Genomic DNA, 15,742 nt, shown 5'->3' with positions numbered 1-15,742 from the left:
CCCGTTCACAAATTGACCCTCCAGTTCGCCAGGCGAGCCCTTCCGGTCGGTATGGGAAGGCTTCCGTGCGCGTCGGGCCCCTTCCGTTCGGTAATTGTGGGCTTCCGTTCGCACAGGTGAGTGCTCCGTTCGGTGGAGTGAGCCTTCCGTTCGCGATCGGAGCAGGTAAAATGGCGAACGGAATAGCCCAAGTCGCGAACTTAACAGCTGCCATAACAAACTTAGGGCGGAAACCTCTTATCGGAGCAAGTCAAACGACCAACTGTGTTGTTGAAACATCGCACGGAATAATTAAACCAGAGTGCGGAGCATAAAAAAAGAGAGGTGATGAGCTTCTCTTTTCTTGTTTATATTATCAGTTACTATTCCTGACCTTCTTCAGCTTGCTTTCTTCTGTAAGCACTACTCTTATCCCTATTGTATTTGCTCGAATAAGATTTGGCATGATCGGGATTTTTACGGAAAACAAAACGTCCATACTTACGAATTTCATCCACAACCCCTTTTAATAAGGTATACGACTTGTCGCGAATTACTTTAATTTCATCGTCGACATACATATGACCGTTAACGGCACCAAGCAAACCGCCCATTTTGTCGGCTTCTTCGGCTGCCTTATCAACTAAGGTTACATCGAAATTGATTGCCACAAGTGGCTCTAAATTCGCTTTTCCTAATACCGAAAGGTTCGCCATATCCTGAACAGCATCGGCATGAGAATCACCTTCTTTAATGACAGCCAATTTTTTCAATAGGGCTTCGTCGTTGCGATACGCAAAATCCATATTATCGATTAAATCGTCGCGGAATTCTATAAAAGCAGGCCATGCAGCCTTCCAAGCTTCCTTAGCCTCATCTCGTACAGTGTTCAACTCTTCCCAATTACTTTGAGCCGTTCTCGCTGCGCCGGTATAAGCTAGGAGATTGGGAAGTAAAATAGGATCCATACCTACCGCTGTCAATTGAGGTAAATCGACACTTACTCGGGTATGTAAGTTTTCACATTCATGCAAATAAATACCGAATGGTATATCGCATTGTTTCATATCTTCTATTAGAACAGCTTTGATCTCGTCTAAGCGGTCTATTAGGTCTTGTTGATCTGACATTGCTATAAATTTTTTTCGTTAATAAAATCTTCAGCACAAATCGCCTCTTATAATTTTCTATATTTTTATTACACCTTAATTGATGTAAAATCATCGTTTATTAGCCATCAACTAACAATTCACTCTTAAAGTTATGTAAAAGCAACAACACGCTCACAATATTTCACACTCATTAGCTTATGTTCCTTAACATTATTCTTACTGATAAGTAGATGTCATTTTATGCGAATATCAGTTATTTAAAGCAACACTATGCATGAGGTCGTTTTATACCTTGGGAAGGTAGGTGCCATGTAAAGGCGTTGAATCAGCTTTAAGAACAGGACCCTTTCAAACAAAACAATTTGCTGATTATGAGCTTACTGAATTTGTGCCAAGTTGAGACTCAATTCGAATAAACCTATTCTGAATATCAATATTCTGCTTATGTACAAGTAAAAAAGGAGTAAGTGATTTATTCCGAAAAGCACAACAAAAAAAAGAAAACCATTCGCTAGCACTTTAATCGAGTATAAAAATAAAAGCTCATTAAAAAATGGAATAATGACTTAAAGAAAATATACTACCATTTTAATGGAAATCCGTCAATTACGGTATGAATTTGATGAAATAGCTCATACCCCTTATCCTGATTCCGATAAGCAAAGAAAAATTTCACAATCTTAATTATATCTTATCAAAATATTTTGAGCGTGTTTTGTGGCTTCCTGCGGGGCAGGGAGACCAATTTTACGAGCAGGATGAATAAAAAATAAGCAAGAAGGTGTTAATATGAGGCAGGAGATACTTTAAATTTAGCAGGCTCTTTTAAAACCAAGCAAGGAAACCACTTTTTCAGACAGGGGAAATGAGTAGAAGAATAAGGGTAAGTGTTTACTGAGATTTCGAAGAAGAGACTTAACCTTCAACTACATTTCGACTACGCTCATTGAACACATTTCGACAAGATTAATGCAAAACTAGGGAATCGGAAGGAGAAATTTAATAAAACAAAAACTGATTCAGAACAGGAGAACACCCTCTGCCTGCGGCATCTCCCTGAAAGGGAGAATTGATAAGACAAACTCGAAACAAGACTACTCTCAATGCGACAACTTATGAGCTGCTAGCAGAATTTAAACCACCTCCTCCTCATTCTTCGACAGGCTCAGGAACCGGGAGAAATTTTAATGAAAAAAAGAAGAATTTAAAATCACCTCCTCCTCATTCTTCGGGTACTCCTCCTCAAATACGAGGAGGAGAATTTTAATAAAATAAAAATTCAAAGAGTCAGTTTAGCTTATTGCAATTCGATCCAACCGATGGCAACACCCTGTTTATCGCCATATTCCGGCTCTGGAATTCCAGGTCCAATTGAGATTTGAATACTTTCCACTTCTCGAATATCAAACTTACTTTTACCCAAAGGTTCGAACCAATAGGCATGAAACTTGGGATAAGGTCGTGGCAAAAGAACCGATTTAACTTGCTTCAATTTTGAAAATGGCAATTCATAATTACCGCTTGTTTTATCTAATGTAAGACTTGCACCAAAGGCAGTACCATCTCTGGTAAGCAAAGTCAATTGAATGTTGCACGACTTATTATTTAAAGAATGCCCATGCACAACTAAGGCTTTTTTTGTTCCCAAATCGGTCAATCTCTCTTCTATTCGTTCCCTGCAATAGCTACGCATGCTGTAATCGTGAGGTTCCTTATTCAGGTTATTTACTTGAAACAGAATTTCCGATTTCCCAGGAGTTGATGAAGGTACCAAATCAATTTTATTTTTTCGATCGGCCTTGGTCAATAGACGCCAATCTTCATCTGCATTAAAAATACAAATGGAAGCATCAGATGACACAAGACGAATCGTATAAGGTGCCGTGTCGTCTAAAAAGCGGTCATCAGCGTAAAATCGTCTTTTCACCAAACTCTCATCCTTTTTCCCTGCAGGATAAATTAAATACGCATCCCCATTTTTAACACTAATGTAATAACGCAAGAGTCCTTTTTTTGCCAAATACGCGTCAGGAACTTCAACTTCGTAGGTATAAGAATCCACGGCTTTCATTGCAATGGCTTTACCATTACCTACGCCCATAAGAACAAGTTCTACCTTTTCGGGCATTTTAGGAGAAATCACTTGAACCGATAATTTTAGAGCTTTACCAACACAAACCTCTCTTGGTGCTGTGTGCAAGGCATATGTTTTTTCCAATTTTCGAGTTGGAGCATGGTATTCGCCTACTTTAAAATGTTTAAATGTATCAGTACTTTTCCACTTCGACACAATGCCTTTTCGGCTCAAAACATAAGCCCCAGGCTCAATATTAAATGCTCCCTGTGTCGCAGTGGTTTCATAAGTATTATCCTTATTCACGGCCTGAATTTTAAAAGCATCGCCAAGATTAGGCAATTGTAAACTCATTTTTTGCACCCGATTGACACATACAGCCACTTCTCGTTTTATGTAGGGAACAAAAAATGGATCGGCCACCCAAAAAGCATCGGGCATTAGCTCTAAACGCCATACGCCATCTTCTAATTTATCAAGAAAATAGGCTCCTGTTCCGCTGTATTTCACAATAGGAGAATTTCCTGTTCCTGCTACTTCCATTAAATCTTCTGCCTTGGGAGGCACGCTCAATGTCGTATTCGAATACAAAAATTTCTTATCCGTAAGCATCTCTGCCAAATCATTTTTATAAGACAGATGAAAGGATTCAAAATTGTTATTTTTAGGATAACGACCGTAACTTTTCCCCAAAGGGATTGCATGAAAAGCTTCGGAAGCAATCAATAAGCCAATGGCTTTTTTGGGTGTATATGCCAAGTTCATAAAATGCGTACGATAAGTCACATTGCAATAAGCAGCATGCATTGGGTCGTAGGCAAAATAGGCTGCAAACTGAAAACCTGCTTCGCGAAAGCTTCGAGCCATGGCAGGGTAAATATGCGATGAAGCACCAATATCGGCTGGACTAAACTCATACACAAACTTAGCCTTTTTAGATGCCTTTAATTTATCCTTAAAAGGAATGTAATATTTATCAACATTGGGTAAAAAATTGCCTTTTTGATTGTGATTTGCTGTTAATCCTGAAGGATACCATTGAAATGTTCCGCCCTGAATATTGGAAGCCAAAACAGCATCTATACAACTAGAGGTAGTCGTCATATTATAAAAAATGGGGTTCTTAAAACCGCCTTCTCGCATCGCTTTCACCATGGTATTTATATATGGAGTAACCAATTCGGGCGCTTTCCAATGACGAGGTTCATTCGCAATCGCCATGGCTATAATATCAGAATCATCTTTATAGGCAAGCCCCGTATATGGATTCACATGCGACACAAGTTGAGATAAATAATTTTGCTGAGCAGCCCATTGAGTTGTATCCGTTACATTGGCCGAATACATGGGCGTGATAAAAATTTTAATGTTTCGTTCCTTAAGTTTAAACAATAAATAATCGAAGAGGCGAAAATGTTTATTGTAAACTAAATTTCCGGCATCATCACTAATATCCTTGTTCCAAATGTGAATGCGATAAGCATCTACGCCTAAGCGTGCAATATGGTACACATCTTCGTCAATGGCTTTTTCGTAATCAGCACCAATGGGAGCACGCCAATCCCAATAGGAAAAAGGAACGGCATAATTGATTGCAAAGGCACAAATTTCCTCATTCGTTTTGGTATAACGCATCATGCCTTTGGCATCCACATAAGTCGTTGCTTGATTTAGACTGGTGTTTTGCTCCACAGCTGGTCCTTCGGGAATATTAACTTGAGCTTGAACTTTCGATACCATTGCAGATATCATCAAGGCAATTACAAAACAAATTTTCAGATTCTTTAGTTTTTTCATCTTAACAGATGTTTTTTTTATTTATACTTTTCTACTTAATCTACAATTCCAAAGATATATTCACCACCCCACCCTCATCAATTTCCGTGTATGATGATGCTTGTCTCCTGCCAATTCCATATTACTCTCAACACCAAGGAGCTCACAAATTCCTTCCCGAAAATTTTCAAGATCGCAACCTACAGATGGCATATCTGCAGGAGCGCTACATTTCGAGCTTACAATAAAAAGATGATAGTAGGATTAAATTTTGTTTAGAATCCACAATTCTACCTTTTCCTGACTACGCCACTTTTGGTTTCTTTGTGTTTTAGTCGAAGCTGCTTTTACTGTCTTGTATATAAATAGCTCCTCTTTAAAACGACCACCTTCTGCTAATTCTTTTTTGATTGGATGATCTTCACCCTCTCCCGTAATTTCGCCCAAATTGGAGAATAATAAGGCAATTCGTCCACCAGATTTAAGGTGCTTAAATGATTCGGCAAAGAAACGTGGGAATAAGTCCTCATCGTAATAAATAGCCTGATCTATGCCTTCTAAATTATGAGAAGCTGGCAACCAAGGTGGGTTAAAAACGATCAATTCAGTTTCTTCTGAACAATCGGCAAATAAGTCACCATGCATCAATTCTACTTTCGAATCGAGTCTCGTTCTTTTAAGCTCCTCATTAATCCCTACAATTGCATTGGGATTTGAATCCGTTCCACACACTTTTTTAAAACCGTGTTTCAACATTTGCATTGTCAATACACCACTTCCTATTCCAACGTCAATAGCCGATTTCTTTTCACCTTCGTATCGTTTCAACCAATTATCGAAAAGAATAAGATGCTCGAATCGTGTTGGGAAATAGGTACCATAAAATGGACGAATCTTACGACCTAAAACAGGAATAAATATCCCTTTCTCGTGCCATTGCCAAGAACTATTCAAACCTTGAACTTGTGGAAAAGGCAATAAGAATTCATCCATATTTGGATAAAGACTTTTAAGCCAACCAATTTCTGGTGATTTTCGTACAGTTAACTTATTATGGCTAACCAATAAAACCAAACGATGAGACAGTTCACGGTATTTAGAGCGGAATTCTCGTTGACCTTTGAAAGATTGATCGGAATATTTATTTTTTAAATAAGTTTTAAGGGCATTAAGAACGGTTAAACCACTACTGAAATAATCAACAATCAAAACATGGTCACCCTCAACCAAAGCATCAACTGCATCCATAGGATCCATGCGCTTTTTATATGCCAATACATCAACATCCATAATCGGTTCTGGTCTGTTAATCTGAATGGCATTATCAGATACGTTCAATTCAAAATTTGATTGGTTCTTCAACATTATTTTTTGAGTCATTTATAGTTCTAGTGGGATAATTCAAAAAGACAAATGCTACAATTTAGAGCTAGATATCTTTTTCTATTTTTCACAAAACTACTCTATTTATTTCTAAGATTCACTTTAGTCTACGTATTTTGATAGACATATCGATAGACAAAAAAAGCTGACACTCGGGGAGTGACAGCTATTCTTTTGACCATTTTTAAAATAGACTAAGCTAAAGCGCCTTCTTTAACTCTTTTCTTCTTTAGTTTTAAATTCACTGGAGTGATATGCCTTAAATTATCTGAAACAGGACATCTATCTTCGATTGCCTCCATCCATTTAGCTAACATCTCAGGTGTAGCATCACATTCAGGTTCAATGGACACATCAATACCTTTATAACCAGCTCTATCATCAAATGAAGTGCCGAATAAGCGATTAGGATTGAGCTCTCCAACCATTTTAATCTTAAGAGAACGAAGTTCAATGTTCATCTCTTTGGCAATTACATGAGCCATAACATTAATACATCCACAAAATGCTGCAAGAATGTATTCTACCGGATTTGCACCCTCATCTGTCCCACCTAAATCAGCTGGTTCATCAATAATGATTTCAAAACCTCTTGCTTTTACAATCGTTTTTGTAGGGTTCTCGCTATAAGCTTTTACTCTAAATTTCAAATCTGACATATTGATTTCGTTTTATTGTTTATTACTGATTTCAAAGTAAAAATGTGGCATATTTATCAACAATAAAAACATCTATTAAAGCATAGATTCACTATATTTGGTGGAATACATCACCCAATAAGGAACCTGTTTTAAACTGAGAAATGAACATAGATCATCAATTTATAAGATATAGCGTTAACAATCATTCAATTAGTGCCAGCGATTGTTTTGATTCATTAACACCAAACCAAAAAACACTAGTGGAAAAATCCACCACGACACTTCAATTTGCCAAAGGTGAAACGATTATTAAGCAAGGTTTTGTTGCTTCACACATCCTATACATTGAAAATGGCTTAGTAAAACTTGATGTAACAAATGATTCAAAACTTTCAACCTTAAAACTGTTAACCAACGATTCCTTTGTAGGCATCATATGCAGTTTTGCTTGCAAAAACCACGACTTTTCAGCAATTGCTCTGGAAGATACCACGATACGAATGATTGATATGGATCTATTTTTGAGTCTAATTAAAGAGAATGGCGAATTTGCTCTTAAGCTTATGCGTCACATGTCACAGCTTACCAACGATATTATGCACCGAACAAGCCGACTCTCTAGAAAGAATGTAGAAGGCTCCTTGGCGATGATTCTACTTGAATTTAAAAATATTTATCGCAGCACTCGTTTTACATTGCCAATAACCCGCATAGGACTTGCGTCTATAGCTGGCTGCTCTAAAGAAAGCACTATAAATACATTGGCTAAATTCCATAATGATGGCATTATTCATGTAAAAGATAAATGCATCACAATTCTAAAACCTGAAAATCTAGATCTTATAATTAAGAATGGCTAATTTTTAAATTATGAGTTATAAATTCAGAATTATTATTTTTACGGTACTACTACCATTTTAGTGGAAATACATCAATTACGGTATGAATTTGATGAAATAGCTCATACCCGTCATCCTGATTCCGATAATCAAAGAAAAATTCCACAATCTTAATCATATCTTATCAAAACATTTTGAGCGTGTTTTGTTAAGCAGAAACCAGTAAATGGCCTCAGAAGGCGATGGGTAAGAATACAAAGAAGTCATTAGTAAAACTGGAAATTGAGCTTGCGAAATCGACGAAGTCAACCGAGGAGGAACGAGGAGGAACGAGGAGATCCCCCAGTTGCACTTATGATATCTGAAGTATTCACCCTGAGTCTTATGGAGACTTGATCTTTTATTCGCAGACTAAATTTTAAAAGGTGCTCATGAGCCCTTCGGGGTTGTTTCTTTTGGATTAAGCCAAAAGAAAAATAAAAAAAAGATATAATTTAGTTTTTACGAGATATTGTAGAAGATTGAAACTCGTTAAATATTGCAGAGTTTAAAGAATTTACTTAAATCTCAAACTAATATTCACTATGATATTGTATGGTCATCCACTAAAATGGTCGTAGAACCATTTTTACAGACTTCCTAAAAATCTGAAATCAGTATTCACAAATTGACTTAGCTTACTTCAGCTTTCCGGCAAGGAATCCTGTAGACCAAGCAGCTTGCAGGTTATAACCACCCGTAATGGCGTCAATATCCAACACTTCTCCTGCAAAATAAAGGTTCTTGCACTTTTTAGATTGCATACTTGTCATATCTACACTCTCAAGACTAACTCCTCCACAAGTCACAAATTCGTCTCTAAATGTGGTTTTGCCTTTTACCGTATATTCATCATTTGTTAGCAAGTTGAGCAACTTATTTATTCCTTTTTTACCAAGCTCTCCCCAACGCTTTTGTGGTGACAAATCGCCTTTAATTAAAAGAAATTGCCATAGTCTATCGGGTAGTAATTGAGGTCTATAATTACCTAACATCTTATTTGTATTTTCCTCAACAACTTGATTCAAGTATTCAATTACTGAATCATTGGAACTTGAATTAAGCCAATTAACCAAGATCTTAAAATCATAATTTCTCTCACTCATCATACGAGCTCCAAAAGCCGACAACTTCAACACTGCAGGACCACTCATTCCCCAATGTGTGATCAAAAGAGGACCTTCTGCTTTTAATTTCGATAAAGGAAGCGTTACCATCGCATTTTCAACAACAATACCCATCAGCTTGGTTACAGCCTCATCGGGCATATTAAAAGTAAATAAGGAAGGAACTGGGCATTCAATTTTATGCCCTAATGACTCCAACCACTCCAAGCCTTTTCTTTGAGGTGAACCACCAGTTGTTACAATTAGCTTATCGAAGGTTCCCGAAACAACATCATTTTTATCAAAAACAAGCTCAAATTGTTCTCCTTGGGGATTAATGGACTTAACCGCTAATCCGACTTGTATTTCGACATCAAGTCGTTTACATTCATTCAAAAAACAATCGATAATACTCTGGGAATCCTGAGAAACAGGAAAAATGCACTTATCATCCTGAATAACCAAAGGCACACCTCTAGACTCAAACCACTTAACACAATCTTGATTATTAAACAGATGAAAGGCTTTTTTTAAACTTCGACCACCACGAGGATAGGCTCCGAAAAGATCTTTAGGATCACAAGCATTCGTTAAATTACATCGACCACCGCCTGAAACTTTAACCTTGGATAAAAGTTGTCTCGATTTTTCAATGATAACAACCTTAGCCTCGGGATAATTTTCCTTTACAGCAATAGCTGCAAAGAAACCTGCTGCTCCTCCACCAATTATTCCTACTCGCATGTATATATGATTTTATTCAGGTGCCAATTCCTTATGTATTAAGATGGCAATGGTTCGTTTATTAAATGCTCCCCATTTTGTATTGACAGGAAAACTTGTCTACAAAATTACACAGAAAATTCGTAGCGTTCACACATTATGTAATGTAGCTCTATTAATCTTGCAATAATAACTATTTAAAACCTACTCTGTCCTAAACGTTTTTGTTTGTGCTTTGTATTTCATTACTAATCTCACAATTAAACTCAATAATAGGAACAAGGTGTTCTTTTTTGAGCTTAAGTAAATAGGGCCTTTCTTTTAAATATTTTTCGTTTAACGAAAGCTTTAGTAAGACTGGGAAGTTGAGAACTTGTTCGAAAATCCCCCAGCCGCACTTAAGCATGAGACAAATAAGAAAGATATTTAAAAAACAGCCTTGATCTTTTTTGCTTCGTTTTTTGGATCAAGCCAAAAAATGAAGTCGGGTTTGGGCGAAGCGCCAATTTATTTAAAACGCTATTGATACAATAGTTAAATCCCTTTTTTATATTGCTCACAAGCTGTTGAAACAAGCAATTCGTGAAGTTTTTGTTCTGAATCGATATTTCCATCTAAATAGTCATCAAAATTCTGAATCAATTCTTGTTTATCTACCTTTAAATTTGTCCCAGTTTTAACATCTCTAAGATCGATTAAAAAGCTTGAAAAAGTATCTGGTATATCTTTTACAACAGCGGTATTCAAATAATTACTATCATTATAAATATGATGATAATTTCCTTCGCTTTTCTCTATGAAAAACGCTTCATCTTTCATATTCGTAATTGTCGTTGCCTTTTTACAATTCGAAATACAAGTCTCATCTACCTTATTCTTCTCACAACCAATTACCTGATGAAACAAACATTGTCTGCTTGTCATTAATACAATTGGATGGTAGATGCTGTAATGAAGCTCAAAATCTTCGGGACACTTTATCCATTTAAGCTGATTTTTATTTAGCTCATTCGACAGAAAAGCACCCTTACAATTCAACTCTTCTTTTAAACACAAAAGGCTATACGAATTGGTCAAATTAAGCTGTGGTCCCGCAATCCAATCGATTCCTTTTTGACAGGCTTCGTAGGCAATACCCGTATTATTACTAACAATTCTACGCGGATTTAGTTCACTTAAAAATTCAACAGCCGTATTATAGGCATCTCCTATAATTACCGCAGGAAACCAAGGAATCAACTTTTTATTTCCTCTAAAAAGGTCAAGATATTCAGTTAGTTTATTCTGAAAGTTATTGGGCAATTGAAAATAAATAGCCTCAGTAGCCTCATCACAAAGAGAAAAATCATCCTTAGAAGAAATTAAGATGGAGAGTTTGGCTTGTTCAATGTGAGCTTCCGATTTTTTGAGACGAGGAAGTATAATCGGCTCAATACTTTCTTTTGAACCATTCAAGATGAACAGCAATCGTTTTTTAAGAGAAGTCAACTCTTTGTAAGGAATAAATAAATCAGCTCCTAAATGAGCCATATCAATTTCATTAATATAGTAAGCCGTTTCGTTTATAGCCTTAAATCGCTTCAACAGCATTTCCTTATTCAAAACCTCACTACCCTTTTTCAAAAGTGGAACCTCCGATAATAAATCGAAAGACGCTTCTGGTGTCTTTACGGATAACTTTAATGGCTGGTCACATTCTCCCGATAAAGAAATATTCAAGTATCCCTTACTTGCATCTAATTTTATAATGTTCTCTTTAATATAGCTCTTAAGATCATCCTTTTCCTGATACAAAGCCAAGTGAGCCACCTCTAACTCTTCTGCCGATGCATAAGCCTTCTCTTCTGATAAATGCTTTATAGTATTATCTCTAGGATTATCGATAAACATACCTTTATTGATATCCCCTTTTAAGAATGTATTGGAGAAATCCCGATTAAAAACCTTATACAAAACACTATTATCCGTTTCCCCTTTTTGGTTCCTATATAAAGATTGAATATTCTTTTTCCAAGCATCCACAACGGCATAAACGTAATCGGCTTTCTTAATTCGCCCTTCAATCTTTAGGGAATAAACACCTGCTTCGTACAATGCCTTGATATCAAAAAAGGCTGAATTATCCTTTAAGTTAAGAGGATAATCTTTTCCTGCTGCAGTTTGTACATACTGATCTCTACAAGGTTGACTACAACGACCTCGATTTCCTGAATTACCACCATGCACGGAACTCATATAACAAAGTCCTGAAAAAGAAAGGCAATTGGAGCCATGTACAAATACCTCGGTCAGTATCTGATTATCACGCCCAACAGAACTCAGCTCCTTTATCTCATGAATATTTAATTCTCTCGATAAATTAACACGAGAAACCCCAAACTGAGAAAGAAATTTAATATGTCCTCTGTTGTGAGTCGTCATCTGGGTTGAGGCATGAACATCGAAGCTCTTGTAATACTTTTTCAATAAATAAAGCATGCCCAAATCCTGTACAATAAGGCCATCAACACTCGTATTCGCTAATTTATCCAGAAGTGTAATAAGGGCAGGAATCTCACTCTCTACAATAATGATATTAAGGGTGATGAAAATCTCACAATCGTGATGATGTGCCAATCTTAAAATACCATGTAAATCGTCAAAACTAATGTTAGCAGCTCGATTTCGGGCATTAAACTTATCCAAACCACAATATATCGCATTGGCTCCGGCAAGTATGGCTGCTTTTATGGCTTCAATATCTCCCCCTGGCGCAAGTAATTCTAATTTTCTATCCACAATCCTATTCTAAGCTATTTGATAATGCCTTTTCAGCCTTCTGCTTCAACACACTATTCCCATCAATTTATTTCGCGATCAAAAGTACTCCTTTTAATTCAATTAGAAATAAGTAAGTGATTCGACAACTATTATGATACATGGAGAGTTTCTCAAAAACGACTGTCATTGCGAGGACGAGAAACGAGGACGCGGCAATCTCTTCGGATACCCGAGATAATAAAAATTGAAATAAGTGTCAACTTCTGGGCAAGATGAGTAATTATACAAACACCAATTGAGAGCCTCAAATCATTCGTAATTCATAATTAAAACCACCCCGTCTGTCATTGCGAGGACGAGGAACGAGGACGCGGCAATCTCTTCGTATACCCGAGATAATAAAAATTGAAATAAATGTCAACTTCCTGGCAAGATGAGTAATTATACAAACACCAATTGAGAGCCTCACAAAAAAGTGAGACCCTCAAATAATTCATAATTCGTAATTAATAATTAAAATCACATCATTTTTTCCGTCGAACACCTCTTAGAGCTTCGGCTTCCAATGGATTTTCGGGCCAATAGTGTTTGGAATAACGAATTCTGAGCTCCTTACGGACTTCGAAATAGGTATCCTCCCAAAAGTTAGGCAAGTCGGAAGTGATTTGAATAGGACGTGATGCTGGTGATAAAAGATGCATCAATACAGAACGTTTTCCCTGATTCACAGTCGGGTTTTCGAGTAAACCAAATACCTCTTGAATACGCACAGCCAATACAGGCGCATCACCATTTGCTTGATATTGCAACTTAATTTTAGAGCCACTTGGCACAAAAAAACTTTTAGGAGCAAGCTTGTCCAATTCTGTTTGTTTCTCCCATGGCAGATGATTCTGCAGAACTTCCTCCAAGTCTATTTTCTTCAAATCTTCAACTTTTCGAATTCGATTTAAGTACGGACTTAGCCACTCTCTATTACTTTTTAGTAGATTATCAGTGCTCACATCAGGCCAATGATTATCCGGTTGCCACTTACGTAGACTCATGACACGATTTTGCCATTGAGTAAAATCGGGACTAAAATTCAATAAACTAGTTCCTTCCTTTTCTATAGCCTTAGAAATAACTTCAACAACTTGTTCTTCATTGGGATGAGTCAATCGTTTTGATTGCAATACAAGCCGACCAATTCGTAATTCCTTATTAGCAACCAAGCCACCTTTATGTGTATCCCAAATAATACTTTCATTTTCTTTTACCAAAGGTGCAAGATCCTGCGGATTAAGAGCCGAAGCCATAAATATCTTTCCGCCACGCTCCCTATCATCCACATGAGCAATAGCCAACCAAGGCTCGTGAGCCAAATCATCCTGATGACTCGCCATGGCTTGTTTACCATTTGCCATCATAAAACGCGCATTGGTTCCGGGACTTGCATGAGCAATTCGTTCGGGATAAGCCTGCACCAAAATCACGCCTGTTTCGTAAGGGTCAACGGGTCCATTATCTGGATTTATACGAAAAAGCTGTCTATATGTAGCGGCCACTTTCTCAATTCTATTCAGGGGTCTAAGCGTTCTGTCTCCTTTACGGTGACGGCGCAAAGCCTCTATTCTCAAATTAATATCGATACCTGTTTCGCGTGGCAAAGGATCACGCTCCTCGAGGAGTGCAGCCAAATCGGTAGCCAATGGCAAAAGATTTTCCTCCTTCGCCTTAAGCAACATATGCGCAATACGAGGATGACAAGGCAATTTCTGAATTTGGCGACCATGTTCAGTGATACGATTATTTTCTAAGGCTTCTAACTCATGCAAACTTTCCTTGGCTAGAGAAACAGCCGCTGCAGAAGGTGGACTCAACCATGTTAAATCCTGAATATTATCAACACCCCACGCTGCCAGCTCTAAAACAAGGGTACTTAAATCAGCTTCCAATATTTCGGGCACTCGTTGCTCTTTTAATCTCAAATGAGTTGCCAAGCTCCACATACGATAACAAACTCCTGGTCCCAGTCTACCTGCACGACCCGCTCTCTGATCGGCAGAATCCTTTGTTATCTCTATCGTTTCAAGTCGTGATAAACCTGATTTTGAATCAAAGCGTGATACCCGACTAAAACCACAATCGACTACCGTTTTAATCCCTTCAATGGTCAAACTCGTCTCCGCAATTGCAGTCGCTAAGACTATTTTTCTTCGGCCTTGCTTATCAGGCATAATAGCAGCAATCTGTTTATTCCCTGCCAACATGCCAAACAGAGGATGAATCAGAAAGCCATCTAACTGATTCTTGAGCAGCATTTCACATTTCCGAATTTCCCCTTCACCAGGAAGAAAAACGAGTATATCACCAGATTGTTCCTTAGCTGCCCTAAACACTATATTTGCAGTTATTTCAGGCAACAATCTCACATCGCTGGCATCGGTATATATTAAATCGACAGGATATTGCCTTCCCTTACTTTCTATTGCTTTCGCATTTAAACAATCACTTAAGGCTGTACTATTAATCGTTGCAGACATCAACATGATTCTTAAATCTGGACGCAAAAAATCTTGACTCTCTCGACACAATGCCAAAGCCAAATCAGCATGAAGACTTCGTTCATGTATCTCATCAAAAATCACCAATCCAACGCCTTCAAGCGCATTATCTGATTGTAACATTCGAGTCATAATTCCTTCGGTAAGCACCTCAATACGTGTCGCCTTTGAAACTCGCTTTTCGAAACGAATGCGGTAACCAATACTTTGTCCCACTACCTCTCCCATAAGTGAAGCCATGCGCATAGCAATACTCTTGGCTGCCAATCTTCGAGGTTCTAGCATTAATATTTTCTGACCTTTCAGCCACGTTTCTTCCATCAAAGCTAATGGCAACAAGGTACTTTTTCCTGCTCCAGGAGGTGCTGAAATGATAAGCGTATTGTCAATCACTAGATGTTCTCTAGTTTCTAGAATAATTTCTTTTACGGGTAAATCTATGCTGAATGGATCGAAAGTCAACTTGAAGGTTTTTAATGGTTCTGAATGATTGAGACCACAAATTTAGTAAAAAGGAGTCAACAGCAAATACAACACGAATGCATACATCAAATTAAACGCAAAAAACACGAAGTCATTTCACAAAGGACACAAAGATTTAAGGAAGATCACAAATCTCCAACTCAACACCTATAGACAACATATTAATGAAAAAGCATAACACTTCATACTTACTAGTAATCAAGTACAACGGGATCGTAAATGGAAATAATCACCATCCCATTCTGTAAATAAGAGAAAATAGTCTTTTATTAGTAACATCG

The 15,742-nt window shown here is 37.5% G+C and carries 8 protein-coding genes; 1 reads left to right on the top strand and 7 read right to left on the bottom strand.

The genetic code is table 11. From position 1 onward, the window contains the following. Positions 1-362: 362 nt before the first annotated feature. The 4 genes from EMN46_RS08680 to EMN46_RS08665 all read right to left on the bottom strand — a co-directional run bounded on the left by EMN46_RS08680 (position 363) and on the right by EMN46_RS08665 (position 6,983). Complete coding sequence (locus EMN46_RS08680) at positions 363-1,109, bottom strand: hypothetical protein (RefSeq protein ID WP_154200411.1); 747 nt, start codon at positions 1,107-1,109, stop codon at positions 363-365. A gap of 1,279 nt (positions 1,110-2,388) precedes the next feature. Next, entirely contained in the window at positions 2,389-4,962 is a 2,574-nt protein-coding gene (locus EMN46_RS08675; RefSeq protein WP_154200410.1) for a membrane or secreted protein, read from the bottom strand. Between the two features lie 243 nt (positions 4,963-5,205). Beyond that, complete coding sequence (locus tag EMN46_RS08670; protein WP_154200409.1) at positions 5,206-6,306, bottom strand: methyltransferase; 1,101 nt, start codon at positions 6,304-6,306, stop codon at positions 5,206-5,208. 212 nt (positions 6,307-6,518) lie between these two features. Continuing rightward, positions 6,519-6,983: an OsmC family protein gene (locus tag EMN46_RS08665; protein ID WP_154200408.1), complete on the bottom strand. Its 465-nt coding sequence runs from the start codon at positions 6,981-6,983 to the stop codon at positions 6,519-6,521. 242 nt (positions 6,984-7,225) lie between these two features. Between EMN46_RS08665 and EMN46_RS08660 the strand changes: the two genes are divergently transcribed. Further along, positions 7,226-7,825, top strand: a complete 600-nt coding sequence (locus tag EMN46_RS08660; protein WP_195715223.1) for a Crp/Fnr family transcriptional regulator — start codon at positions 7,226-7,228, stop codon at positions 7,823-7,825. A gap of 656 nt (positions 7,826-8,481) precedes the next feature. Here the strand turns inward: EMN46_RS08660 and EMN46_RS08655 are convergent. The 3 genes from EMN46_RS08655 to hrpB form a co-directional block, all read right to left on the bottom strand. Then, positions 8,482-9,693 carry an NAD(P)/FAD-dependent oxidoreductase gene (locus EMN46_RS08655; protein ID WP_154200406.1) on the bottom strand — a complete coding sequence of 404 codons (1,212 nt, stop codon included), beginning with the start codon at positions 9,691-9,693 and terminating at the stop codon, positions 8,482-8,484. A 513-nt stretch (positions 9,694-10,206) separates the two neighbouring features. Continuing rightward, on the bottom strand, positions 10,207-12,450 hold the full coding sequence (locus EMN46_RS08650) for a peptidase U32 family protein (RefSeq protein ID WP_368667509.1): 2,244 nt from the start codon (positions 12,448-12,450) through the stop codon (positions 10,207-10,209). A 506-nt stretch (positions 12,451-12,956) separates the two neighbouring features. Then, complete coding sequence (hrpB, locus tag EMN46_RS08645; RefSeq protein WP_154200405.1) at positions 12,957-15,440, bottom strand: ATP-dependent helicase HrpB; 2,484 nt, start codon at positions 15,438-15,440, stop codon at positions 12,957-12,959. Positions 15,441-15,742 lie beyond the last annotated feature (302 nt).

Source organism: Ancylomarina sp. 16SWW S1-10-2 (genome assembly GCF_009669305.1).
GTDB lineage: Bacteria > Bacteroidota > Bacteroidia > Bacteroidales > Marinifilaceae > Ancylomarina.
Note: the sequence above shows the minus strand (reverse complement) of the source record. Positions and strands in the feature narration are given on the sequence as shown.